The sequence below is a fragment of the Flavobacterium fontis genome (genome assembly GCF_900129405.1).
In the GTDB taxonomy this organism is placed as follows: Bacteria; Bacteroidota; Bacteroidia; order Flavobacteriales; family Flavobacteriaceae; genus Flavobacterium; species Flavobacterium fontis.
Window position 1 is genome coordinate 95,548 of sequence record NZ_FQVQ01000004.1, and the last position, 24,819, is coordinate 120,366.

The window sequence follows — 24,819 nt, forward strand, 5'->3', positions numbered from 1 at the left end:
AAGGGCTTCTGTGGGTTATGACGCTTCCATCGCAATTTCATCCACCAACTGATGCAAGTAAATGGCATTGTTAAATTTGGCTTCCATTACCGCATCGTAAGCTTTTTCATAGGCCGATATAAACGTATCGATGGTAAAATGGTCGAGTACTCGTTGGCGAGCAGCCTCCCCCATTTTTTTACGCAACGCTTCATTTTGTAGCAATTCAATCACACTATTTCCAATAGCAATGTGATCTTTGGGTTTGCATACACGTCCACAAGTATTATCTAAAGCTTCGGTTACCCCGCCCACATCGGTAGCGACGACTGGAATGCCACAACTCATGGATTCAAGTACGGTATAGGGAAAACCTTCTGAAATAGAGGTCAAAATGGATACATCACCTTCACAAAACAATTCATGTGGCGCATTGTGATACCCCGCCAAGAAGAAGTTTTTCTCCAATTTCAAGGCAGCAATCAAGGCGCGACATTCTTCCGTGTATTCTGGAACAGCATCATAGTCGCCATAGACCCAGTACTCAACATTAGGAATGGTAGCTTTTACCACGGCGCAAGAGCGAATCATGGTAAGAATATCTTTCAATTCAAAAACTCGTGCAGCAGCCACTACAGTAGGAATATCTTTTCGGTGGGCTGGCTTGACCTTTGGGACAAATACATCGCTGTCAATACCGTTGTAGATGACCTCAATTTTATTGGGATCGGCACCGTATTTGGTTTCCCAAGTTTTGTTAAAATTGTTCACCGACAAAATGCGGTCGGCTTTATGATATACCAAACGGGTAATGGCTTCTGAAAAGCGAATCAAAAGATTTTTCAAGAAAAAAGAATACTCCGATTGGTTGATGGCAATTAATCGTTCGCGGATGAATACCCCATGCTCAGTCACCACCAATGGAGTGTCGTATTTGTATTTTAATACCAACGCAGGGATTACCGGAAAACCAGCCAATGTTAAATGTGCAATATCTGCTTTTTTGACGGGAATGGAAATGGGGAGTAAAAAGCGATAAATCCAACGCATACCCACAGTAAAATCTTGTAAGGTCGCGGTATAATGTCCGTCTTTTTCGATTTGTTGCTGCGAAAAACGCTTGTAACAATCCCAAACCAAGCTGTGGGTCATGGTTTTTTTGTAATCGCGTTTTTGGAAGTAGCTCCACAAAGCAAAGAAAAGTTTGTCCAACGCTTTCGGGTCTTGTGTCTCTGCATAGATGGCTTCCAACAATTCTGTAAACAAAGGTAAAAACTGGGTTTGAATAGCTGTATCTTCAGCTTTCAATTTTCGAATAACCGATTTGTAATACTTTTTGCCGTAGTTGACCAACTCATGCGGTTCCATAGGAGCCCATAAGGGAACTTGGATGCATTCTTTGACCTTAGGACTCAAAGTATACTTTGGTTTTTTCTCGTATTGGGCGTTGATAGAATACAAGGTGTATTCTGCATTGTCTACCCGATTGCACAACATATGTGCCCACGTGGAGACTCCTCCGCCATTGAAAGGGTATGTCCCTTCCATGATCAGCATTACTTCATGTTTGTTTCGCATAAGAATCTAATAGGATTTTTTAATCTGGGGCGATTAAAACTCATATTTGAAACAAAGATATTTTTGACATTTTATCGATGAAACGAAATCAGGTATAAACATGAATATACTCGATGAAATGCAGTTTTTTATGAATGAAGTATCGTTGAATATTTACTACAAGCTACAAACGTCGATAATTTGATGTATTTCATCGAGTTACGATAAAATTCGTATTGCATTTTTTACGAGAATAATTTCAAACGCATTTTACGAGCGATTTCAAGGACCAATTTTTCTTTGTAATCTTCTATCAACCAAAGGCGGTAATTTTTGGTAGTATTCCCCAATAAAACACAATACTGCCGCACACGGTATTCGATGTCATCATGCAATTCTTTCGCTAAAAACTTGGCTTGAATCGCATCATCGGCATTTTCGACACATAGGCGCGCATGTTGTTGAATCGATAAATCAATAACGGTTTTGGCTTTGAGGTTATTTTTGACCGTTTTCTTAAACTCTTCATGAAGATCGAAGGAGAAATCGGTGGTTTTGGCAAACTTTTTCCGTAACTCAGGCGGCATTTCGTAAGTGAAATTACGCTCAATTTCGGCATCATCTCTAAGGCTTGCTAAGTAAAATTCGGGCGATTTGAATATTTGTTGCCAATCGACAGGCGCATTCCACAATCCAAACCGTAAGGCATTGTTCCCCAAATCGATAATGGTAAACTCCGTTTTGTGCGGCAAACGTCGGGACCCTCTTCCGATCATTTGGAAATACAAGGTAATCGACTTGGTAGCGCGATTCAAAATGATACTTTCAACCGTAGGCTCGTCAAATCCTGTGGTTAAGATACTGACTGAGGTTAGAATCGCATCGGGTGTTTTTTTGAACCATTTCAAAATCGATTTGCGTTCATCATTGGGCGTTGTGTTGTCGAGGTGACGAATATTTAAGCCCGCTTTTTTAAACGTATCATATACATACAAAGACGTATGAATACCATTGTTGAAAATCAAGGTTTTTTTTCCAAACGATTTTTCCATATAAGCATGCAGTAGTTTTTCCTGCATCATCAAATTGGAATACAATTCATCAGAAGATTTTACCGTATAATCGCCGTTGATACCCACTTTTAGAGAGGTTAAACCTACATTGTAACTGTAGGTCGTTGCTTTTGCCAAATACCCTTGGTCGATGAGCTCTTGTATGGTGTCGCCCACAATCAATTCGTTGTAATTTTGATACATCGGCAACTTGATATTGGAACTCAGCGGCGTTGCGGTTACGCCCAAGATAAAAGCTTCTTTAAACGCGCTAAATAATTTTCGGAACGAATTAAAATGTGCCTCATCAACAATTACCAAGCCCACGTCTTGTATCGCTAACTTTTTGTCATTCAAGCGATTTTTTAAGGTTTCGACCATGGCTACAAAACACGCATATTCATCTTGGTCGGGCAGTTCTTTAATCGTACTGTTAATGACTTTGTTTTTAACCTGAAAATGGGTGAGCATTTTTGAGGTCTGCTTACACAATTCTATTCGATGGGTAAGCACGACCACTTTCTTTTGATGTTTTTCTAAATAGCGTCGTGTAATTTCAGAAAAGATCACTGTTTTTCCCCCACCTGTCGGCAATTGATAAAGTAAATGATAGGGCGCTGGAGCGTGATCAAGACGTTCAAAAATTGCATTGATGTCACGAATTTGGTAGTCGTAAAGCTCTTTACGGACTTCAAATTCATCGTTATGGAGTAGTTCGGACATCAAAAATGAAATTTTGCAAAAGTAACATTAAAAAAGACGTTCCTCCTAATTTTCAACGCTTTTGTTTTGGTTAAATTTTCGATAATTATGTGGTATCAACGTTAACACTCCCCTATTTTTGCATTCAAAAAAAGTATGACAACCCTATTTCGTTTCGTCGCTTGGGGCGAAGGACTATCCTACATCGCTTTGTTTATCAATATGCTGTTGATAAAACCCACAGATTTAACCTTATACAAAACACTTTTGTTTCCCATCGGTATGGCACATGGGATTTTGTTCATTGGGTATGTCTACCTTGCTTTTGCGATCAAATCATCACAAAGATGGACTTGGAAAGATTTATTTTGGGTAGAATTGGCTTCCCTCCTTCCATTTGGTACCTTTGTCGCTGAAAAACGTTTTGTAAAAAATGCATCATAAACTGGAATTACTCTACGGTTGGTTGTACCCCTTAATACGAAAACTGGGGTTTGGCGACACTTTTGCATCCTATACGAGCCTTGTGGTCAATATGATCGAGATGGTAGGGGTGGCCTTTATCATTTACTGGGTTTTTCGGTTTACATTGGTGACCATTTTGGCTGTAGTGGCCCAACGTACAAAAACAAATTTTGATGATTTGTTGGTCAACAACAAAACGGCCAAATACATTTCGTATCTCATTCCTTTTTTATTTATCTACAAATCGGTTCCAGTCATCTTGGAGGAATACGTGTATTGGGAAGCTTTTTTTGGAAAAGTGGTTGGGGTGTACATTGTTGTACTGACTTTATGGATTATTCGAAGTATATTAAAGTCCATACGTGATTTTTTGAAAGAAAAACCAAAGTATGCCGACAAACCGATTGATAGTTTCATCCAAGTAATCATGATTATGCTTTGGGTGGTAGGTTCGGGCATTATCATTTCAAGCATTTTTGAAATATCAACCAATACCTTGCTGGGAACCTTGGGAGCCGTTTCGGCCTTTGTCATCTTGATTTTTAGAGATACCATACTGGGATTTGTAGCGAGCGTTCAAGTCGCCACCAACGATATGGTTCGCATTGGCGATTGGATTACCTTCGATAAATATGGTGCCGACGGGGACGTAATTGAAATTAATTTGGCTACGGTAAAAGTGAGAAACTTCGACCATACCACAACCACAATCCCAACCTACAGTCTCATTTCCGATTCTTTTCGAAACTGGCGCGGGATGCTCGATTCTGATGGACGGCGCATCAAACGTTCGATCCTGATAAAAGCCAAAAGCATTCGTTTTTTGGAAGAACACGAACTTCAAAAAATGAAACAAATTCAATTGATTTCGCAGTATATCGATTCGCGCCAACAAGAGATTACAAAGTTTAATGCAGCTCATCAAATCGATAAATCATTGTTGGTAAATGGACGCAATATGACCAATTTTGGATTGTTCCGAAAATACATTACGGGCTATTTGGAACAGCATCCTGGGCTAAATAAAAACATGATTTTATTATGCCGGCAATTGCAACCGACAGCACAAGGGATTCCACTAGAAATCTATGCATTTTCGAAAGACCAGCGCTTTGAACAATACGAATACATCATGGCCGATATTTTTGATCACGTGATGGCTTCGGTACCCTATTTTGACTTGGAAATATTTGAATTATCGTCCACATTGGTTAGCGATTCTACCCCTAACTAGAACGATTTAACCGATCACTGATATATTCTATTTTTGTTTTTCCGTGCGGTTTGGGTTTCCCAAATTCGTCAACGCCCACCATAGTGATGTGGTCGATAGTAATGATGGTTTCCCGCGTCATCATGTTGCGCACCTCACAGGTTAGGGTAAGCGAAGTGGTTCCAAACTTCAAGACATCAATACCAATTTCTACAATATCGCCTTGTCGGGCTGAACTCCGAAAGTTGATTTCCGACATGTGCTTGGTAACAATACGCGGCGTCTCCAGTTGAATGATGGCGTAAAGGGCAATTTCTTCATCAATCCATGCCAATAATCGACCGCCAAATAATGTGCTGTTTGGATTTAAATCTTCGGGTTTAACCCATTTTCGAGTGTGGAAACGCATAACTAATTCGCTTTTAAATTATTAACAAGACATCAAACTCAGAATTTTTCTTACAATTGTTAATGATTGTGTTGGTAAAAATACGGAATCTTTTAACACTTTTTGTTGGCTATTAGCTTCAAAGGCTTATATTTGCAATTCAAAGTATAAATTTAACCTATACCGTATGAAGAAAATTACTTTGTTGTCTTTAGTGTTGGCCTCTTCTGCCGCTCTAAATGCACAAAAGAAAGAGGTTGCCAAAGACACTGTTGCCTCTTCTGAATTCAACCGTTGGACTGTTGAAGCCTCTGTAGGACAAGCCAAAGGTGTTAAACCTTATTCACCCGGTTATTTTTCAAGTGATCCTGGAACCTTTTTCGGAAAACCCCAAGCGAATAGTTTTGCTTTGGCAGGTCGTTATATGTTCAGTCCAAACTTCGGTTTTAAAGGAGCATTACATTTCGAAGAAATCAGAAATATCAAAGGAAATGGAAGTTTACCTTTCAAAATGCAACAGTTTGGTGTATCTATCCAAGGGGTAGTGAACCTAAGTCGTTTGTTTGGTATTCAAGAAAGTCTTAATCGTTTTGGACTTTTAGCCCATGCTGGGATTAAAATCGATGCGATGACTTCCAAAACACATAATATTATTGAAAACGATCACAACTATAATGTGACCGAATGGAATGGTGGTTTAGTGGTTGGAATTACTCCCCAATTCAGAATTACCAATCGTTTGGCAGCCATGTTGGACATCACGGTACAAAACAACTACCGTCAACATTTCAACTGGGATGGAACTTATGCTGACATCACAAACAACCTGAATGGTCAACTAATTTCTGGAACAATCGGATTATCGTATTCGTTTGGTGCCAATGACATGCATGGTGACTGGGCTACAATTCGCGATAAAAAATCGGAAGAAATTGAAGCTTTGGGCAAACGTGTAGACGAAATGGAGACATTGATGAACGATACCGACAAAGACGGTGTGCCTGATTACTTAGATCAAGAGAACAATTCAGTGGCAGGTGTTGCGGTGGATACCCGTGGTAAAATGGTGGATATGAACCGTAACGGTGTACCGGATGAATTGGAGCGCTACGTAGACAAGTCAACCAAAGATATTTCAGAGAAGTCCAATGTGGATATGGTTAAGAAATTAATCAACGAAGGTTATGTTACAACCTATTTCGACACCAACAAATCAACTCCAACCAATGTATCAACAGAAGGAATCGATTTTATGTTGACTTACTTACGTAACTTCCCTGAGGCTAAAATTGACATTATTGGACATGCAGACGAAATTGGTTCAACGGCATATAATAACAATTTAGCAAACAAACGTGCTGAAGCGGTGAAAGCAATCTTAGTGAAAGCGGGTATCAGTGCTGATCGAATGAACGTAGTGGTTCAAGGAGAAGATACTTCGGTAGATCCAAACTCCGATGGTGCACGTAAACTAGTACGTCGTGTTACCTTCCGTGTGAAGTAATTAACAAAAAGCTATTAATAACTACTAAAGCCTCTGCTTCAACGCAGGGGCTTTTTTAGTTACCTTTAAAAGAAAAAATGGAACCCAGAGACCCCAGCTTGATGGAATTGCGCGGCGAAGCCATTGGCACCATTACCCCTTTCTCTTCGTCTGAAGAGGTTTTTCAAAATCAAACGCTACGTCCAATCTTGAAGTTACAAAATGATTTGTTCCTTGAGGTTTTTCGAAATTATGCCGTCAAGCAAAAAAACGTTTTTTTTGACCTATCCCCCGATAAAAAAATGGCGTATATCGAGAATGTCATCCAGCGGGACATTAAATTTAGAAACTCTCTCAAAGGGATTGTCATCGGTTTGTTTACAGTCAATGAATACCGCGAGTATATTCAAAATTCCTCCAATTTAAATAAACGAATGATGAACATGCTTATCGAACGCTTGAAAAGTCAGATTCAACTTTTTGAACAGGCATAAAAAAAACGGACGCTCAAATGAACGTCCGTTTTGCTTCAATCTTATTAAAAGGGTTTACTCTTCATGGGACTCTGTAGGCTCTTGTGTTACCGGACTTTGCGTTGTCGCTTCACGAATTTCAGTGTGACGAATCTCACCTCCGCTAGTACCCGTTAAACTTCCCAATATCATCCCGGCTATGGAGACTAGAGTTGCTAAAAGTGCTACCCATTTTGCTTTGGCATTTTCTTTCGTATTCATATACCAACCTGCCAAAGAAAGTCCACCTAATGCATACATTACCAATGCCATTTTTTCAGCTATCTCTTCATGTTCATGAATGATATCGTGTCCGATTTCGGGCATTTCTTCTACAATTTCCTCAGCACCCTCGCCAGTTTGCATGCTGACTAATGTTGTCACTGCGCTGATGATGAATAAAAAATAAGCTGTATTTTGTAACGTCTTGTTACGAAAAACCAAACTGCCTACTAGGAGTAAAAATCCAAAAATTACGCCCACAATAGGAAAATGATTGACTACTAAATGTAAATGTGCTTCGTTCATAAGAAATGTATATAAAAATTAAAATTGTATTATCCTGCCAATTGCACGCCTATCAATGCCCCAATGCCATAGGTTATAGCTGCTGCGGTTAACCCAAAAAGGATTTGTCGCATTCCCGAAAACCAAATCGATTTCCCCGTAAACAAAGTAATAGAGGCCCCAATGGAAAACAATCCCACCACACTAGAAGCTAAACTAAGCAATACCGCTTGATGCCCCGAAAGGATAAAGAATGGAAAAAGGGGAATTATCGCTCCTAAAGCAAACAAAATAAAGGAGGTAATCGCAGCTTCCCAAGCCGATCCGCCCAACTCGTCTTTGTCAATGCCCAACTCTTCTACAATTAAGGTGTCTAAAGCCGATTCAGGGGTGGCAAATGCCTTAGCTGCCAATTGTTGTGCTTCATTTTCCGACAAACCTTTCGCTTGATACAACAAAACCAACTCTTTTTTTTCTTCTTCAGGTGAGGCTTCGAGTTCGCTCATTTCCAGGTCAATTTGCCTTTGGTGCAATTCGCGTGAACTTTGCACCGATAACCATTCGCCCAAAGCCATCGAAATAGCTCCCGCCAACAAGCCCGCAATTCCCGTTAATAAAATCGTGTCATTTTGTGCGGCTGCACCGGCCACACCCATCACCAAACTCATATTGGAAACCAAACCATCATTGGCGCCTAGCACTGCTGCCCGTAACGCATTTCCTCCCACAGATTTATGGCGACTTTCCAATTTCGAAAGCAAACCTCCCGAAACATTTAAGGCTTCGTTGGCACTAACCGCTTCAATGATCCGCAAATGGTTGTGTTCAAATCCCGAAAGCGGTTCCCCTGATTTTTGCTTAGCGCGTACCGATGAAGAGGCCATTTGCTTTTCTACACTCGCCAAACTACTGATAATGGCATTGTAGCCAAAAAGTTTACCCAAGCGCAATTGCAAACGCGCCCGACGTGAGGGTTTGGGAAAAAGCGCATTGGCATTTCCCTGTAACAATTCTTTATAAAAATGATGGGCATGCGCCTCCTCAATGGCTGCGAGCGCCTCTAAAACCTTCTGCAAATTTGCATCCGTTTGCACCGCTGCAATACTTCGGTACAAAAATGCCGTATCGACTTCGGTTTGCAGTTGTGCTTCTAATTGCGATGGGTTCATGCTTAGTTGGTTACATCAAAAACTCCTTTAACCAGTAGTTTAGCTTCAGGATTTATTTTTCCGTTTAACTTAATTTCCACAAAATCCTCGGAGGTACCGCCCACTTGAACGGGCACTTTGGTAAAATGGAATCCTTTGGCATCTTTATGATGTAATAAAAGTACAAAATATTTGTCATTCGTTTTGCCTAAGGCGTCTTTCGGTATCGCATATCCTTTTTTACGATCAATCACGATACGGGCATCCACAAACATTCCTGTGAGCAGTTCTTGTTTTTGTTCTTCATCCAAATGGCCGTGCACGTTGGTTGTACGCTCTGTACCTTCGATTGATTTCCCAATCAAATGAACACTTCCTGTATATTCTTTTTGAGTGGCTTCGGGAACAGTAAACTTGATTAACTGATTTTCTTTTACTTGTAAAATGTCTTTTTCAAAAACACTCAACTCGACATGCAATTCACGGGTATTGACAATTTCCATTAACGATTCCGACGTATTGACAGCCATCCCCACCGTTGCATTTACAGTAATCACATCGCCCGAAATTGGGGCATACAACGTAATTGTTGAGGCTATCTTACCCTGCTCAACTGCGTTGGGATTAATGTGCAACATCACCAATTTTTGCCGTAATGTTTGGTATTGTCCCAAAGCCGTTTTGTAGTCGCTATCGGCTTTCAAATAATTTTTTTGAGAGGTAATTTTTTCATCGTATAGGGTTTTCTGCCGCGTGAATTCCGATTTCAAATAGGAAATCTGTCGCGCTACGGTGAGATACTCTTTCTGCAGGTCTACCACTTCCGGACTTTCAATTGTCAACAAGGCTTGACCTTTTTGCACCTTATCCCCGATCAACAGGTTTGAAGACTTCACAAATCCACCGATGTACGTTGTGATTTTTGCCCGATTTTTTGGGGGAACATCAATTCTTCCTGAGGCTTTAATGGTTACATCAAAATCCTTGATAAGCGGTGTACTCACGACCATCCCCATCGTGTTGAATTGCTGTTGTGAAACGGTCACATAACCGGTGTCTTGCGTAGTTTCTTCAGAAGTGGTTGACTCGTTTTTACACCCTAGGGCAAGTAAACCCAACGTAATTGCGATTATTTTTTTCATAAGTAAGGAAGTGTCAAATAGTATAATTGATAGTGAAGGGCATTATAATGGTAGACCGCATCCAGATAGGCGGCGCGAATTTCGGTTGCATTTTCCAAACTGATGATGTATTGGAAAAAGTCAATTTCACCTTGCTTAAAACTTCGATCAGCTACTTTGGTAATTTCATCGGCCAATTGTTTCCCCGTTTCCTGATAATATTGCATGGCTTTTTGGTACCGTTCAAGTTCTTTTTGTTGGGCTTTTATCGTTTGCTCCAAACGTTGAATGTGATCCTGCTTCTGAAATTCCCAGCGTTGTTGCTCTAATTGGGCTGTCTTTATTTTTGCTTGCGTTGCGCCAAAAAACAAAGGAACTGAAACCCCTACTTGAAATCCGTACAATGAGGACGACAATCCGTTGTTTCGTCCCTGAAAGTATTCCAAACTCAAATCGGGCATCCAGCCTTGCTTTTGGAGTACTATATTCCGATTACTAACCTCACTAACTTTTTGAAAATAAACATCGTAAAGGCTTTTATTTGAACTATAATCCAATGCAACTATGGGTTCTAATTTTTTTGTAGTAACCACGGGAGCCTCTTTATCTTGCAACACGGCACGCAACCGCGCGTAAGAAGCTTCTAGTGCCACATCCAATTGTTCCAACTTGGTATGAATTTGTCGATACTTGCTCTCGGCGGTGATTTTTTCTAAATAATTACTTTCTCCCAATTCAAATTTTCGACCACTGGCTTTTGAAAAATTTTGATACAAACTGTCTAAGTAGCGGTACATTTCTTTTTGATGGTTCAAGTAGACCAAAGTATTGTAATGCTGCGCAACTTCTTGAAAAACAGCTAACTTTTGTAGTTCAAAGGCTGCTTTTTCTTTTTCATATTCGGCTTCTAATACTTTTCGTTGTGCCCCATATACTGTGGGAAAACTAAATTGTTGCTGGACCCCAAAAACTTTTATGGGAATATCGTTTAAGGCTAAATTATTTTGATCGTAACTGTAATACAAGGTGGTTTTATCAATAGAATAGGCGGTTTTCACAGCTGCTTTGGCACGATCGACATTGGTGTTCATGGCTTTAAGTGCTGCATTATTGGTCGTTGCTTTTTCCAACAATCCTTCCAACTCTGCATTTTTTTGTTGTGCAATGCCTGAGAAGGAACAACAAAATAGCGCCAACACGAGTATATTGGGATTGATTTTTAATTTGGCTTTTTTCGTTTCTTTAGTATCCAAAACTTTGTATAAAACGGGCAACACAATAAGGGTCAAAATCGTGGCGGTCACCAATCCCCCAATGACTACAGTCGCGAGGGGACGTTGCACTTCAGCACCTGCCGAACTCGAGATGGCCATCGGTAAAAATCCCAAGGCAGCAGCCGCAGCGGTCAACAAAACCGGTCGCAATCGATCGGAAGTTCCTTTCAAAATTAAGGCATTAATATCTTGCATTCCCTCTTTTTTAAGTTCTTTAAAATGTTCGATCAACACAATTCCATTAAGTACTGCAATTCCAAACAAAGCTATGAAACCCACCCCCGCAGAAATACTAAAAGGCAAATCGCGCAGCCACAAAAACAAGATTCCTCCTACTGCCGATAATGGGATTGCCGAATAAACCATCAAGGCTTCTCGTACCGATTGAAACGCAAAATACAACAAGACAAAAATGAGGAACAATGCGATGGGCACCGCAATCAACAAACGTGCTTCAGCACTTTTTAGATTTTCAAATTGCCCACCATAGGTAATGTAATATCCTGATGGCAATTTTATTTGGGTTTGAATTATTTTCTGGATATCATCCACTACACTTTGCATATCGCGGTTGCGCACATTGATACCCACAACAATACGACGATGGGTGTTGTCACGTGATATTTTGGCAGGACCTTCGGTATATTCGATTTTAGCCAACTGAAAAAGAGGAATTTGCTCGCCTTGCGGTGTGGTAACATAGAGATTACGTAAATCTTCAATACTTTGGCGATTTTTTTGATCCAAACGAATAACCATATCAAAGCGTTTTTCACCCTCAAAAACAGTGCCCACACTTTTGCCTGCAAACCCCAACGAAATCATGTCGTTTAGCGCTTCAACATTCATTCCGTAACGCGCTATTTTGGCACGATCGTATTGAACCGACATTTGGGGCAAACCTTCAGTTTTTTCAACGATAATATCAGAAGCACCTTCTACATTTTTAATCGCATTTTTAATCGCATGAGCGCGCTCGGCCAAAACATTCAAGTCTTCCCCAAAGATTTTTATTGCCACATCGCTTCGTGTTCCCGAAATCAATTCGTTGAACCGCATTTCAATGGGCTGTGTAAATTCAATTTCAATATTGGGAATATGTTCTTCTACAGCCGTTTTTATCTTATCAGCCAATTCGTCTTTGGTGGCCGCCGAGGTCCAATCGCCTCGGGGTTTCAATTTTACAATTACATCACTTTCCTCCATACTCATGGGGTCGGTGGGCACTTCGGCCGCACCAATACGACTTACCACTTGTTCAACCTCAGGAAATTTCTTAAGAATTGTTTTTTCAATTTCGGTGGTTATGGCAATTGTTTTGGATAACGATGTTCCTGTTTTCAAAACGGATTGTATCACAAAATCGCCTTCATCCAAGGTAGGAATGAACTCTCCTCCCATCGTTGTAAAAAGTCCGAGGGTCACTACCAACAATGCTCCGGCTCCATACAATACTTTTTTGGTATTGTCGAGCGCCCATCGAATCATGAGTTCATACCACAAATTTAATCGGCGAATCAATCGAACCGTAAAGGAGTCTTTGGATTCTTCTTCGGGTTTCAACACCAAAGAGGCCACTACGGGAACATAGGTAAAACAAAACAACATGGCTCCAATCAAGGCAAAACTAAAGGTCATTGCCATGGGTTTAAACATTTTACCTTCCACTCCCGACAAGGACAAAATAGGGATAAAAACAATAAGAATGATCAACTGCCCAAAAACCGCCGAGTTCATCATTTTGGAGGCGCTTTTGAAAGTTATCTCATCGACTTGAAGTTGCTTTTCTTCTTTGGTCAAATGTTTTAAATGTTTGGCTTTATGCGCAATCTGAAAAGCGATAAACTCCACAATAATAACAGCACCATCGATGATGATTCCAAAATCGATAGCCCCTAAACTCATCAGATTGGCATCGATATCAAAAACATTCATAAACGAAATGGCAAACAATAAACAAAGCGGGATGACGGAAGCAACCACCAATCCCGAGCGCCAGTTACCCAACAAAAGAACCACAACAAAGATGACAATCAAACACCCCAGAATCAAGTTCTCGGCCACGGTAAATGTTGTTTTCCCCACCAATTCAGAACGTTCAATGACGGGATTGATGTACACACCTTCAGGCAATGACTGCTGTAAGGATGCAATTCGTGTTTTAACCTCATGAATCACTTGTTTGGAGTTCCCCCCTTTCAACATCATAATTTGTCCCATCACTTTCTCCCCTTGTCCGTTGCCCGTGATGGCACCGAAGCGATTGGCGTGACCAAATCGAATTTGCGCTACATCTTTGACATAAATCGGCACTCCATTTTTGTTGGCGACTACAATACTTCCAATGTCCTCGAGGGACTTCACTTTGCCTTCTCCTCGTATAAAATAGCTTTGATTGACCTTTTCAATATAAGCCCCTCCAGCAACACTATTGTTTAAGGATAAGGCAGTAAATACCTCCGCAGTACCAATATTCATCGCTTTGAGTTTGGCCGGATTGAGGGCTACTTCATATTGTTTTAAATAACCTCCCCAGGTATTGATTTCGACCACCCCTTTTATACCCGACAATTGTCTTTTGACGATCCAATCTTGAATGGTGCGTAAGTCGGTGGCATCATATAAATCGGTGTAACCGGGTTTAACTTCAAGCGTATATTGATAAATCTCTCCCAAACCTGTCGTAATCGGTCCCATTTGTGGGGTGCCAAAGCCCGGCGGAATCTTTTCAGAGGCGGCAATAATTTTTTCGGCTATCAATTGACGGGGCAAATAGGTACCCATATCGTCTTCAAATACGATGGTTACCACAGAAAGTCCGAATTTTGAAATGGACCGTATCTCTTTTACGCCCGGTAAATTGGCCATTTCAATCTCCACCGGATAGGTAATAAACTGTTCGATATCTTGGGTCGAAAGATTGCGTGACGTCGTAATAACTTGTACTTGATTATTGGTAACATCGGGAACGGCACCAATAGAGATCTGAAAGACGGAATGTATACCAAAACCGACGATGATCGCCGTAAAAAGTAATACGATAAGTTTGTTTTTTAAACTAAAAGCAATGAGTTTTTGGAGCATAATTCATCTTTTGTGCTACAAAGGTAGCTGAACCCAAGTAGAAATAAATTAAGAACGGCTTAATTTTCGGCAGGAAAAAACAAGAAAATCGAGGTACCTCCCCCCTCTTTGGAGTCGAGTGAAATTTGAATGCCCAACAGTTCACACAAACGACTTACAATGGACAAACCCAAACCATGTCCCTTTATTTCGGGTTGGTCTTGGGCCGCTTTACTGCGGTAAAAAGGTTGAAAAACGGTCGCCCATTCGGTTGGATTTATACCCATCCCTTGATCTTTGAGACATAATAGCGTTCCTTGGGGTTGGGGTTGAATGGCAACTTCAATCGTACTTTTTTCGGGCGAATACTTTAAGGCATTGGATACCAGATTGTGGAGAATAATCGTCAGAAAATATCGGTCACTGGCTACTTCAAAAGTATCGGTATACGACTCTTTGATTTGGATCTGTTTGTCTAAAATTTTGGCATCAAAATGTGTCCAACACGCACTGATGATTTCGTTTAAAACAAGCGGCTCCAATGTTACGGATTGCTTTTGATTCTCCAAACGCGCTAAAACCAATAGCTGCTCAATCATCGAATTGATACGATCGACTTCTGTAATGCAGTGGCTAATCTTTTGATTGTATTCCTCTACCGAGCGAGGTTTTCGTTGCAAAACTTCCAGCGTACCCCGAATAACTGCCAAAGGCGTTCGCAATTCGTGCGAGGCATCAGAGGTAAACTGCTTTTCGCGTTCAACCGCCTGTTCAATGCGATCCAAAAGGGCATTAATTGTTTCGGTCAACGTAAATATTTCGTCCCGATTGGCGGGTGGAGTAATACGTGATTTCAAATTGTCGCGGGTAATCATTCGAGCGGTCGAAATCACATTCTGAATAGGCCGAATACTTCTTCCTGCAATGGATCGTGCAATGAGAAATAAAATCAAAAGAATGGTCGGATAGGCCAAAACCAAAATGATAAACAAGTTGTGAAGCACCGACAAGCCATCGACCAACGACATAGCGATAATAAGATAGCCTATTTTTTTTCCTTTTTCATAAAGTGGGACTTGGATTTGCCGAATTTGATTGCCTTCCAACTGACAGTCGTACAGGGTTTTATCTTCCTGTTCGGGGTGAATCTTTAAGACATGTTTCTTGAGATTCGGTGATTTTTCAAAAACCTTTCCCAAAGTATCGGAAAATTGAATGAATACGGGATTAACATCCAATGTGTTGTGCTCGCGTTCCCGCCATTCCTCTTCATGTTCAATGGTCACAATTCCTTGTTGAATTGAAATTTCCGAGAGATGTTTTTTGACCTCAGTCTGAATGTCGCGATCCAAATCATGGTAAACCGTAATTTTTACAATACTGTAAACCGCCAAAAAGGCCACAAACACCAGAATGGCTGTGGTGAGAATGTAGTAAAAAGCAATGCGGTTTTTAAGCGTTCCGGCGAATTTCATCATGGGGTTCAATGTGAATTAAAACATGTCCTAATTGGGGTAAGTTTTCTCGGAGCCCATCTTTTAAAGCGTGCGCAAGATCGTGTCCTTCTTTTACTGACAAATTCCCATCGACTATGGCATGAAGGTCGACATGGTATTTCATGCCAGCTTTACGAATAAAACACTTTTCGGTAGCCAAAATTCCGGGAACCTGTAGGGCATTGAGACGAATGTCATCGACCAAATCATCATATAAATGTTCGTCCATAATTTCCCCTAAAGCGGGACGAAAAATGCGGTAACTGTTGTAAACAATAAAAATCGAGGCCAACAATGCTGCCCAATCGTCGGCTGCTTCATAACCAGGCCCCATTGAGAGCGCAATAGCAATACCTGCAAAAGCCGCCAACGACGTCAAGGCATCACTGCGATGGTGCCATGCATCGGCTTTTAAGGATGAACTGTGAATTTGTTTACTTTTTTGATTTACTATGCGGTAAGTTATTTCTTTCCAAAGGATGATTCCGCCCAAAACCACCAGCGTAAAAGGATGCGGCAATTCATGGGGATGTTGAATATTTTGAATGCTTTCGTGTGCGATGAATGCCGCTGAAACAACCAAAAAAACAACCACCAAAAAGGTTACCAGCGGTTCGATTCTTCCATGACCGTAAGGATGGTTGGCATCGGCGGGACGGTTGGCATAGTGGAGGCCCAACAAGACCAAAAGTGAGGCAAAAATGTCGGTCGTGGACTCGATCGCATCCGCTATAAGTGCATACGAATTCCCTAGAATTCCACTGATTCCTTTAAGAAGCGCCAAGAGTACATTTCCAAAAATACTGAAATATGTAGTCTTTACGGCTATGTCGGCTGCTTTATTCATACTTCTTCGGCCATATATCCTACGCCACGAACAGTTTTTAAATAGTCGTTGTCTTTGGTGAGTTGCAACTTTTTTCGAATGGCATTCATAAACACATCAATCACGCCAGAATCGTATTCAAAATGAATATGCCAAACTTGTTCGATAATTTGATTTCGAGTGCAAACTTTTCCTTTATTTTTAACCAAAAAAAGCAGCAGTTCAAACTCGCGCTGGGTTAGTACAATTTCTTCCTCAAGATGAAAAACCTTGTAGCGGTGGGGTTCTAATCGAAAAGGACCTAAGGTAAAAATCTCCGTAGCTTGTGCATTTCTGAAATGAACCTTAATACGCTCCAGTAACTCTTCAAAGCTAAACGGCTTTTTGATATAATCATTGGCACCCGCTTGGAGTCCCTCTATCGTTTCTTGCACGGTATCTTTGGCGGTCAAAAACAAAATTGGGGTTTCGACATCTTTGGTTCGAATGGTTTTACACAACTCCAGTCCATTCATCTTGGGCAACATCCAATCCAGAAGATACAAATCAAACGTGGTTTCATGTAGTCGCTTGAGACCTTGTACCCCATCGAGGGCGTGTGTCACTTGAAATCCTTCCTCTTCGAGCCCTTGCTGTATAAAGTCTGCGATTCCTTTTTCGTCTTCAACCAACAAAATCTTCATGGCTTTTTTTTGTAAAGGTAACATAGGACAAAAGTTTGCGGTGAAACGGTTGTCCTAAATTAAGCAAATATTAAGGATAAATGGCTAGGGTAAAGTATAATTTAGATGTTTCCATTTAAGTTAATTAATTTGCACATGTTCGTACTCAAAAAGAATCCATTTTTTAGTTTTTTAAAATTGTATATCCTTCTTGGCTTTATCACCCGTATAATTCTCCTTTTTCACCCGATCACGCAGGCTAGTTTTCAAAGTTTAGATTTACTTAAAGTGTTTGTGGTAGGCGCGATTAATGACCTTGCAATTGCCGTTTTATTGGGAAGTTTCTTGGGATTGTATCTGCTTACCCTTTCAAATACCAAATTCTCAAAACCTTGGGGGATTGTTGGATTTGCAAGTCTATCACTTCTTTTTCTTTATATCGCCTCCGGAAAATCTATTCTTTCGGAATATGGCGGTGTTTTACCCGAGATTGCCTTAGTTTTTGTGGGAATAAAAACGCTTCTTTTTGGAATCATGCTTCAATTTCCGCAGTATCGTACGATAATACGAAAGGCCATGTATAGCCTAACACTCTTTCTCATGACTGCCTTAATGGTTCAAAATGCGGTCAGTGAATTTTTCTTTTGGAATGAATTCGGATTACGATACAACTTTATTGCCGTCGATTATTTGGTGTATACCAACGAAGTGATTGGAAACATTATGGAATCCTATCCTGCAGTACCTTTATTTACAGCCATTGGAATCGTTGCTATTACAATTACCTATTTCGTAGTAAAGCAAACACAAGACATGGTAATAAACCTCCCAAGTCTTTCCACCAAAATCAAAGCCTTGGTTTTATATTCGGTTCTTTTTACGCTATCCATCTTCAGTTTACCCCATCTGGCAAAACTCGAAAACGGTGATAACATTTTTGCCAATGAATTGCAAGCCAATGGCCTGTACAAGTTTTATCGTGCTTTTCAAAACAGTTCCTTAGATTACAACACTTTTTACCCCACCCTCCCTGAAGCGAAAGTACAATCGATACTGCAAGCTCAGGGTATAACACCCTTTTCCATTCAAACTATTAATGCTTCTTCGCCTGAGCTACGGAAAAATATCGTACTCATCACAATTGAAAGTTACAGTGCAGAATTCATGAAGCATTATGGAAATACGCAAAATATTACTCCTTTTTTGGATACTTTGAGTGATCAATCGATGTTTTTTACAAACCTATATGCTGTGGGTAATCGCACCGTTCGTGGGCTCGAAGCAGTCACTCTTTGCCTTCCGCCCTCCCCTGGGGAAAGTGTTGTGAAACGAAAGGATAATAAACAAAAGTTCAGCACCGGTTCGATTTTACAATCCAAAGGGTATGCCGTAAACTATTTGTACGGAGGCGATGCTTATTTTGACAATATGGAGGATTTTTTTGGAGGAAATGGCTATGCTATAGTAGATAAGAAAAAAATGAAACCCGAGGAAATCACTTTTTCGAATGTTTGGGGTGTTTGTGATGAAGATATGGCTCAAAAGGCAATTCGAGTGATGAATGAAGAGTCTCAAAAAGGCAATCCTTTTTTCAATCACTGGATGACCGTAAGTAATCACCGTCCGTTTACTTACCCTGAGCATAAAATCAATATCGATGCAAATTCCAAATCTCGTGAAGGCGGTGTAAAATACACGGATTATGCTTTACGACAGTTTTTCAAAGCCGCACAAAAGCAACCTTGGTTTGCCAATACCGTATTCGTAATTGTTGCTGATCATTGTGCTTCGAGTTCGGGTAAAACGGAACTACCTTTGCATAAGTACCGAATTCCCGCCCTAATTTATGCTCCGGGGTTTATAAAGCCACAAAAAATTACAACCTTGATGTCGCAAATTGATGTTATGCCTACTTTGTTTGGCTTGTTGCATTTGAAGTACAAATCCAAATTTATTGGAAAAGATATTTTTTCGCCCAACTATCAAGAACGTGCCTTCATTGCGACTTACCAAGACTTAGGGTACATAAAAGATAACAAACTTACCCTCTTGTCTCCAAAGAATCGAATTCGCCAGTATGATTTAAAATTGAATCCAACTCCGGGATTAACGCAAGTATTTCAAGAGTTTTATGATGAAATACCCCGAAAAAAAATTGATGAAAAATTGGTTCATGAAACCATTGCCTTTTATCAGTATGCGGCGCAGCTCCTTCGCGACAAAAAATACCAACGTATTCCTTAAAGCATCCCGTTGTACTTACGAATAAACCATTCGGCAGCCAATAATGCAGTGATCATGAGCAACAACCAAGTCCATTCGATTAAAGGCGATTTGACCACTTGTTCTTTTTGTATGGGCTGATAATTCGGGTCGGCAATCCATTTTTCAATCCATTGATCGATTTGATTGGGAACAAAAACCGCTCCTTGCGTATGTTGAGCCAATTGCTTCAGTTGGTCCATATTGGGATTGACAAACTGTTTTTCAATGTTAAAATCCAACACTTCAAACGCACCACTGTAGCTGGTATTGGTGTTCAATTCGCGAACGGTGAACGAATATTTTCCGGGGGATAAATCGTCTAAGTCTACTTTGTAATATTGGTTGGACAACAGCAAATCGTATTGCTTTTTTTGCTGATTTTGCTTGTTGACCAATGCGATACTCAACCGTGCTTTGGCATCAAATTCATAGTTTTTATTGAAAAATTGCGCGGTAATTTCAAGCGGATCGCCCGAGTTGTAAAAGCGTTCATGATTGACAACCAAAGATTTACGAGCATCATTTGAGGCCAGATACTGAATCGTTTTGTCCAGAAACTGATCAAAGGGTTCAAACGACTGTTTGGCGACAAAAACGTGAGCACGCCATTTCCATAGGTTTTCACCGAGGAGCATAGCACTTCGTTGTCCTTCATTTTCTGTGAAAAACCATAACGGGTCACCTGTTCCTATGGTGCGAATGCGCGACTCCAAAACCGGCTGCACCCCCGAACTTACCGTGACATTACCAAACGGATTTTCTAACGGAGGAAATTGATCAAATCCGATGTCCTCTGTCGCAAAGATTGAAAAATCCGAACGATACAACGCTTGATAATCCTCTTTTTGATTAGACATTTTGAAGGTAGCCGCTTTCTGCATCTGATTTAAAAAACCAAAATCAGTATGATTTCCGGTAATGATAAACGTATTGAGACGACGGTTTTTATTGGCTTCCCATACCGATCTAAATCGAGCCGTGGGTTGGTACAATAGTAAAATATTGTATTTCTGTAAATCACTCGCATTCTGGGGTTTAAGCAAGGTTACTTTTCGCTGTGCATTCGATTCAATACTGCGTTTCAATACGCCAAGATCGGGATGTTCAATTTCAGAAATCAAAGCGACTTCTGTTCGTTGATCAATAACTTCTACAGCAAATCGTTGGGTATTATTATAGCTGTTTTTTTCCTTTTCATTCGAAGAAATATTCACAGCATACGTTTGAACTCCCAGCGCATTGGCCGGTAATAACGCATTGACAACTTGGGCCCGTTTGTCGGGTGAAAAGGTAAGCGCTTGTCGGTACACTACAGCGGCACCATTTCGTATAGAAAAAGTGGTTTGAAGCGTCTTTGTTCCGTTATAATTGACAAAAACTTCAACAGGAAATTGGTTTTTATAAAAAGCATACTTGTTGGCATTTACTTTGGCAATTCGTAAGTCCAAATACTGCGTTGTATCGCCCATGACCACAGCAAAAACCTTATGATCGGGCTGAAAACCAAAAACATAATCGCTGCCCGATGTTTGATTCCCATCGGTGAGTAGAATAGACGCGTACGGTAGATTTTTATACAAATTATGCACGGTGGGTCCGACTAGATCCAAGCGTGAAGCTTTGCCTTGATAAGTAAGACTACTATCGTCAAAAAAAGAACGGCATTCGGTATCAACATGAAACGATTGAATGTCAAATTTGTCTTGCAAACGCGAATTGGATGTAATTTTTTTCCAAATTTCTTTTGAGGTTTCCTTAGCGCCTAATTCTTTAATCGAAGACGAATTATCTACGACAACGGCCAAAGGGGTTTTTTGAATTTGCAAGGTAGACCGACGAATAATTGGATTGATAAGCAACAACAGGAATCCGAAAATCGCCAAAAAACGCAAAAAAGCCAAAACCTTCACCGTTAGGCTTAGCGTTTTGGCTTTATAAATATAATGATAATACGACAAGCCGCCCGCTGCAAGGAGCGCTAGCACAAGCCATAACACGGTGTTTGTCGTCATAAAAGTGTTCAAATTTAAGTGAGCATTCCTCCATCTACATTAAGAACTTGCCCCGTTACGTAGGCACTCATATCGGAAGCTAGGAATAGACAGGCATTGGCTACATCTTCTGGCGTACCCCCGCGTTTTAACGGGATGGAATCGCGCCATCCTTGTACTACATCGGGATTTAATTTGGCAGTCATTTCGGTTTCAATGAACCCTGGCGCAATAGCGTTGCAACGAATGTTTCGCGAACCGAGTTCCAAAGCAATCGATTTGGTAAATCCGATCATTCCTGCTTTAGAAGCCGCATAGTTTGCCTGACCCGCATTTCCTTTTACCCCAACAACACTACTCATGTTGACAATAGAACCGTAACGGTTTTTCAACATGATTTTTTGAACGGCTTTGGTCATATTGAAAACAGACTTTAGGTTGATTTCAATGACTTTATCAAAATCTTCTTCGCTCATTCGCATTAGTAAATTGTCTTTGGTAATTCCCGCATTATTGATCAAAACATCAACGGTTCCAAAATCGGCAATCACGGCATCGACCAATTGTTGCGCCTCTTCAAAACTTCCTGCATTCGATTGATAGCCTTTTGCTTTAACTCCAAGCGCGAGCAATTCATTTTGCAATACCAAAGCCGATTCGGCCGAGGAACTGTATGTAAATGCCACATGGGCTCCTTGTTGTGCAAAAACTTTTGCAATACCACTTCCAATCCCACGACTGGCCCCAGTGATGATAGCTACTTTACCTTCGAGTAATTTCATGTGTGAATGATTTAATATCGATTAACAAAGTGCCAAATATAGCGAATAATTGCGCGTTGAAAAAAATCTTTAACGCCCAGTAAACCTTTTTATGAAATTCATGTCATACCTAGTATTCACTGCTTTTTGCCGTGCATTCACCAACCTAACCACTATGAAACGAATTACGCTAACCCTATTGATTGGCTTTCTAGCGCTTTCTTGTCAAAAAAGCGAAGACTATGTAGCCGTTCCCGATTATCCTGCCGTTACGGCAACTTTTGGAACCAACCTCGATTTGGATAATTTGGCCAACTATGCCAACCAACCGATTCCGAGTTACATCACCAAGTTCAACGGTCAAAATAATCCCATAACCAACAAAGGGGCAACCTTGGGCCGGGTTTTGTTTTACGACAAAAAACTTTCGTCCAACAACAGCATTTCCTGTGCTTCTTGTCACCAACAAGCTCATGCTTTTAGTGATGCCCAAGTAGCAAGTGTGGGCGTCAATGGGGTAACGGAACGTCATTCGATGCGTTTAATCAATACGCGATTTTCGATAGAATCAAAATTTTTCTGGGATGAACGCGCTGCTTCCCTCGAAGCCCAAAGCACACAACCTATACGTAATCATGGTGAAATGGGCTACAGCGGTACGAATGGCGATGAAGATTTTTCGGCCTTAATTACAAAACTCAATGGATTGGGCTACTACCAAGAGCTTTTTCAATTTGTGTACGGTTCCCCTGAAATTACCGAAGCAAAAATTCAAAATGCCCTAGCGCAATTTATCCGCAGTATTCAATCATTTGACTCCAAATATGATCAAGGGCGCAACCAAGTGGCCAATGATGCAGTACCTTTTCCCAATTTTACCAATCAAGAAAATATGGGAAAAAATTTATTTTTAACGCCTCCGCAGTTTAATGCCCAAGGGGTTCGTACCGGCGGAGGATTAGGTTGTGCGGGCTGTCATGCGGCACCTGAATTTGATATCGCGCCCAACAGCGGAAATAATGGCATTATTGGAACACTGGCAGGAAGCGGCATTGATATCCATGTTACCCGCGCCCCAAGTTTACGTGATTTAGTAAAAACCGATGGAACCGTCAACGGCCCCATGATGCATACCGGCGTGATTAGCTCGCTTCAGGCTGTGATTGGACATTATGGCACCATAAATTTGGCACCGGGCAATACCAACCTTGACCCCAAACTGCGCCCCAACGGATTTGGACAACAACTCAACCTGAATCAACAAGAAGTGAATGCTGTAATCGCTTTTATGCGAACGTTGAGTGGTATCCAAGTATATACCGATATAAAATGGTCCAATCCTTTTCCGAATTAAATTCGAAAACCAACAGGTATAAAATAAAAAATCCCGCTGCAAACGAGCGGGATTTTGTTTATGTAAGAAATGAGCTGATTAGCCCAATACCTCTTTTACTTTTTTACCAATTTCAGCAGGTGAATCCACCACGTGAATTCCACATTCTCTCATGATGGCTTTTTTAGCAGCAGCGGTATCATCAGAACCACCCACAATAGCACCAGCATGCCCCATAGTACGACCTTTAGGAGCCGTTTCACCCGCGATGAATCCTACAACGGGCTTGCGATTTCCATTGGCTTTAATCCAACGGGCTGCATCCCCTTCCAATTGACCACCGATTTCACCAATCATAATGATACATTCGGTTTCAGGATCATTCATCAACAGCTCAACCGCTTCTTTGGTGGTCGTTCCAATAATCGGGTCACCCCCAATTCCAATCGCAGTAGTGATACCGTATCCTTGACGTACTACTTGATCAGCGGCTTCATAAGTTAACGTTCCCGATTTAGAGACGATACCTACATTTCCTTTTTTGAAAACGAAACCAGGCATGATACCCACTTTTGCTTCTTCGGGAGTAATTACCCCTGGGCAGTTGGGTCCGATTAAGCGGCATGATCTATTCTTGATATAGTCATAAGCTTTCATCATATCAGCAACAGGAATACCCTCGGTAATGGCAATGATCACTTTGATACCCGCATCAGCTGCTTCCATAATGGCATCAGCCGCAAAGGCAGGGGGAACAAAAATAATCGAAGTATCCGCTCCAGCTTGGTCTACAGCATCTTTAACGGTATTGAAAACAGGACGATCCAAATGGGTTGTTCCTCCTTTTCCAGGAGTAACGCCACCGACTACATTGGTGCCATATTCAATCATTTGAGACGCGTGAAAAGTACCTTCACTACCGGTAAATCCTTGAACGATTATTTTGGAATTTTTATTGACTAAAACACTCATGACAGTTATTTATATGTTTGTTAAAAGGTGTCACAAAAATAGGAAAACA

The 24,819-nt window shown here is 40.8% G+C and carries 19 protein-coding genes; 6 read left to right on the forward strand and 13 right to left on the reverse strand.

The window, feature by feature from the left end; translation table 11 throughout:
* Window positions 1–15: 15 nt before the first annotated feature.
* Window positions 16–1,557, reverse strand: coding sequence for a GT4 family glycosyltransferase PelF (gene pelF / locus BUC17_RS04990; protein ID WP_073362240.1), 1,542 nt, complete (start codon window positions 1,555–1,557; stop codon window positions 16–18).
* Window positions 1,558–1,781: 224 nt separating this feature from the next.
* On the reverse strand, window positions 1,782–3,311 hold the full coding sequence (locus tag BUC17_RS04995; RefSeq protein WP_073362242.1) for a DEAD/DEAH box helicase: 1,530 nt from the start codon (window positions 3,309–3,311) through the stop codon (window positions 1,782–1,784).
* A gap of 135 nt (window positions 3,312–3,446) precedes the next feature.
* Here BUC17_RS04995 and BUC17_RS05000 point away from each other — a divergent pair, with 135 nt between their 5' ends.
* Together BUC17_RS05000 and BUC17_RS05005 are read left to right on the forward strand one after the other, a co-directional pair.
* Window positions 3,447–3,734, forward strand: a complete 288-nt coding sequence (locus BUC17_RS05000; protein ID WP_073362244.1) for a DUF3817 domain-containing protein — start codon at window positions 3,447–3,449, stop codon at window positions 3,732–3,734.
* Window positions 3,724–4,989 carry a mechanosensitive ion channel family protein gene (locus tag BUC17_RS05005; protein ID WP_073362246.1) on the forward strand — a complete coding sequence of 422 codons (1,266 nt, stop codon included), beginning with the start codon at window positions 3,724–3,726 and terminating at the stop codon, window positions 4,987–4,989. The genes BUC17_RS05000 and BUC17_RS05005 overlap by 11 nt, the downstream gene beginning before the upstream one ends.
* Here the strand turns inward: BUC17_RS05005 and BUC17_RS05010 are convergent.
* Window positions 4,982–5,377 carry an acyl-CoA thioesterase gene (locus BUC17_RS05010; protein ID WP_073362248.1) on the reverse strand — a complete coding sequence of 132 codons (396 nt, stop codon included), beginning with the start codon at window positions 5,375–5,377 and terminating at the stop codon, window positions 4,982–4,984. The genes BUC17_RS05005 and BUC17_RS05010 overlap by 8 nt on opposite strands.
* Before the next feature lie 166 nt (window positions 5,378–5,543).
* Between BUC17_RS05010 and BUC17_RS05015 the strand changes: the two genes are divergently transcribed.
* On the forward strand, window positions 5,544–6,860 hold the full coding sequence (locus BUC17_RS05015; protein WP_073362250.1) for an OmpA family protein: 1,317 nt from the start codon (window positions 5,544–5,546) through the stop codon (window positions 6,858–6,860).
* Between the two features lie 77 nt (window positions 6,861–6,937).
* The gene (locus BUC17_RS05020; RefSeq protein ID WP_073362252.1) at window positions 6,938–7,333 is read left to right on the forward strand and encodes a glyoxalase; all 396 of its coding nucleotides are present in this window, start codon (window positions 6,938–6,940) and stop codon (window positions 7,331–7,333) included.
* Between the two features lie 54 nt (window positions 7,334–7,387).
* Here the strand turns inward: BUC17_RS05020 and BUC17_RS05025 are convergent, their stop codons facing one another.
* Genes BUC17_RS05025 through BUC17_RS05055 form a run of 7 tightly spaced genes read right to left on the reverse strand, consistent with a single transcriptional unit; the run spans window position 7,388 to window position 17,469 of the window.
* Entirely contained in the window at window positions 7,388–7,879 is a 492-nt protein-coding gene (locus BUC17_RS05025; protein ID WP_073362254.1) for a DUF2231 domain-containing protein, read from the reverse strand.
* 29 nt (window positions 7,880–7,908) lie between these two features.
* On the reverse strand, window positions 7,909–9,027 hold the full coding sequence (locus tag BUC17_RS05030; RefSeq protein ID WP_073362256.1) for a VIT1/CCC1 transporter family protein: 1,119 nt from the start codon (window positions 9,025–9,027) through the stop codon (window positions 7,909–7,911).
* Window positions 9,028–9,029: 2 nt separating this feature from the next.
* Window positions 9,030–10,148, reverse strand: a complete 1,119-nt coding sequence (locus tag BUC17_RS05035; RefSeq protein WP_073362258.1) for an efflux RND transporter periplasmic adaptor subunit — start codon at window positions 10,146–10,148, stop codon at window positions 9,030–9,032.
* Window positions 10,145–14,485, reverse strand: a complete 4,341-nt coding sequence (locus BUC17_RS05040) for a CusA/CzcA family heavy metal efflux RND transporter (RefSeq protein WP_073362260.1) — start codon at window positions 14,483–14,485, stop codon at window positions 10,145–10,147. Before BUC17_RS05040 ends, BUC17_RS05035 begins: the two co-directional genes overlap by 4 nt.
* Window positions 14,486–14,544: 59 nt before the next feature.
* Window positions 14,545–15,942, reverse strand: coding sequence for a sensor histidine kinase (locus BUC17_RS05045; protein ID WP_073362263.1), 1,398 nt, complete (start codon window positions 15,940–15,942; stop codon window positions 14,545–14,547).
* Window positions 15,917–16,807, reverse strand: a complete 891-nt coding sequence (locus BUC17_RS05050) for a cation diffusion facilitator family transporter (RefSeq protein ID WP_073362264.1) — start codon at window positions 16,805–16,807, stop codon at window positions 15,917–15,919. The genes BUC17_RS05045 and BUC17_RS05050 overlap by 26 nt, the downstream gene beginning before the upstream one ends.
* Window positions 16,804–17,469 carry a response regulator transcription factor gene (locus BUC17_RS05055; RefSeq protein ID WP_073362449.1) on the reverse strand — a complete coding sequence of 222 codons (666 nt, stop codon included), beginning with the start codon at window positions 17,467–17,469 and terminating at the stop codon, window positions 16,804–16,806. Before BUC17_RS05055 ends, BUC17_RS05050 begins: the two co-directional genes overlap by 4 nt.
* A gap of 135 nt (window positions 17,470–17,604) precedes the next feature.
* Here BUC17_RS05055 and BUC17_RS05060 point away from each other — a divergent pair, with 135 nt between their 5' ends.
* A complete protein-coding gene (locus tag BUC17_RS05060; RefSeq protein ID WP_073362269.1) occupies window positions 17,605–19,692 on the forward strand; it encodes an LTA synthase family protein in 2,088 nt (695 codons plus the stop codon).
* On the opposite strand, the gene BUC17_RS05065 is transcribed toward BUC17_RS05060, so the two are convergent.
* The gene (locus BUC17_RS05065) at window positions 19,689–21,725 is read right to left on the reverse strand and encodes a hypothetical protein (RefSeq protein ID WP_073362271.1); all 2,037 of its coding nucleotides are present in this window, start codon (window positions 21,723–21,725) and stop codon (window positions 19,689–19,691) included. The genes BUC17_RS05060 and BUC17_RS05065 overlap by 4 nt on opposite strands.
* Before the next feature lie 14 nt (window positions 21,726–21,739).
* On the reverse strand, window positions 21,740–22,486 hold the full coding sequence (gene fabG / locus BUC17_RS05070; RefSeq protein ID WP_073362273.1) for a 3-oxoacyl-[acyl-carrier-protein] reductase: 747 nt from the start codon (window positions 22,484–22,486) through the stop codon (window positions 21,740–21,742).
* Between the two features lie 154 nt (window positions 22,487–22,640).
* Here fabG and BUC17_RS05075 point away from each other — a divergent pair, with 154 nt between their 5' ends.
* Window positions 22,641–23,819 carry a cytochrome-c peroxidase gene (locus tag BUC17_RS05075; RefSeq protein WP_073362275.1) on the forward strand — a complete coding sequence of 393 codons (1,179 nt, stop codon included), beginning with the start codon at window positions 22,641–22,643 and terminating at the stop codon, window positions 23,817–23,819.
* A gap of 78 nt (window positions 23,820–23,897) precedes the next feature.
* Here the strand turns inward: BUC17_RS05075 and sucD are convergent, their stop codons facing one another.
* Window positions 23,898–24,770, reverse strand: coding sequence for a succinate--CoA ligase subunit alpha (gene sucD / locus BUC17_RS05080; protein WP_073362278.1), 873 nt, complete (start codon window positions 24,768–24,770; stop codon window positions 23,898–23,900).
* Window positions 24,771–24,819 lie beyond the last annotated feature (49 nt).

Bases quoted from the DNA above. Each gene is read 5' to 3' on its own strand.
- BUC17_RS04995 (WP_073362242.1), bottom strand. From the start codon at position 3,311: ATGTCCGAACTACTCCATAACGATGAATTTGAAGTCCGTAAAGAGCTT.
- BUC17_RS05050 (WP_073362264.1), bottom strand. From the start codon at position 16,807: ATGAATAAAGCAGCCGACATAGCCGTAAAGACTACATATTTCAGTATT.
- BUC17_RS05000 (WP_073362244.1), top strand. From the start codon at position 3,447: ATGACAACCCTATTTCGTTTCGTCGCTTGGGGCGAAGGACTATCCTAC.
- BUC17_RS05045 (WP_073362263.1), bottom strand. From the start codon at position 15,942: ATGATGAAATTCGCCGGAACGCTTAAAAACCGCATTGCTTTTTACTAC.
- BUC17_RS05020 (WP_073362252.1), top strand. From the start codon at position 6,938: ATGGAACCCAGAGACCCCAGCTTGATGGAATTGCGCGGCGAAGCCATT.
- BUC17_RS05040 (WP_073362260.1), bottom strand. From the start codon at position 14,485: ATGCTCCAAAAACTCATTGCTTTTAGTTTAAAAAACAAACTTATCGTA.
- BUC17_RS05075 (WP_073362275.1), top strand. From the start codon at position 22,641: ATGAAACGAATTACGCTAACCCTATTGATTGGCTTTCTAGCGCTTTCT.
- BUC17_RS05030 (WP_073362256.1), bottom strand. From the start codon at position 9,027: ATGAACCCATCGCAATTAGAAGCACAACTGCAAACCGAAGTCGATACG.
- BUC17_RS05005 (WP_073362246.1), top strand. From the start codon at position 3,724: ATGCATCATAAACTGGAATTACTCTACGGTTGGTTGTACCCCTTAATA.
- BUC17_RS05025 (WP_073362254.1), bottom strand. From the start codon at position 7,879: ATGAACGAAGCACATTTACATTTAGTAGTCAATCATTTTCCTATTGTG.
- BUC17_RS05065 (WP_073362271.1), bottom strand. From the start codon at position 21,725: ATGACGACAAACACCGTGTTATGGCTTGTGCTAGCGCTCCTTGCAGCG.
- BUC17_RS05015 (WP_073362250.1), top strand. From the start codon at position 5,544: ATGAAGAAAATTACTTTGTTGTCTTTAGTGTTGGCCTCTTCTGCCGCT.
- BUC17_RS05060 (WP_073362269.1), top strand. From the start codon at position 17,605: ATGTTCGTACTCAAAAAGAATCCATTTTTTAGTTTTTTAAAATTGTAT.
- pelF (WP_073362240.1), bottom strand. From the start codon at position 1,557: ATGCGAAACAAACATGAAGTAATGCTGATCATGGAAGGGACATACCCT.
- BUC17_RS05035 (WP_073362258.1), bottom strand. From the start codon at position 10,148: ATGAAAAAAATAATCGCAATTACGTTGGGTTTACTTGCCCTAGGGTGT.
- BUC17_RS05010 (WP_073362248.1), bottom strand. From the start codon at position 5,377: ATGCGTTTCCACACTCGAAAATGGGTTAAACCCGAAGATTTAAATCCA.
- fabG (WP_073362273.1), bottom strand. From the start codon at position 22,486: ATGAAATTACTCGAAGGTAAAGTAGCTATCATCACTGGGGCCAGTCGT.
- sucD (WP_073362278.1), bottom strand. From the start codon at position 24,770: ATGAGTGTTTTAGTCAATAAAAATTCCAAAATAATCGTTCAAGGATTT.
- BUC17_RS05055 (WP_073362449.1), bottom strand. From the start codon at position 17,469: ATGAAGATTTTGTTGGTTGAAGACGAAAAAGGAATCGCAGACTTTATA.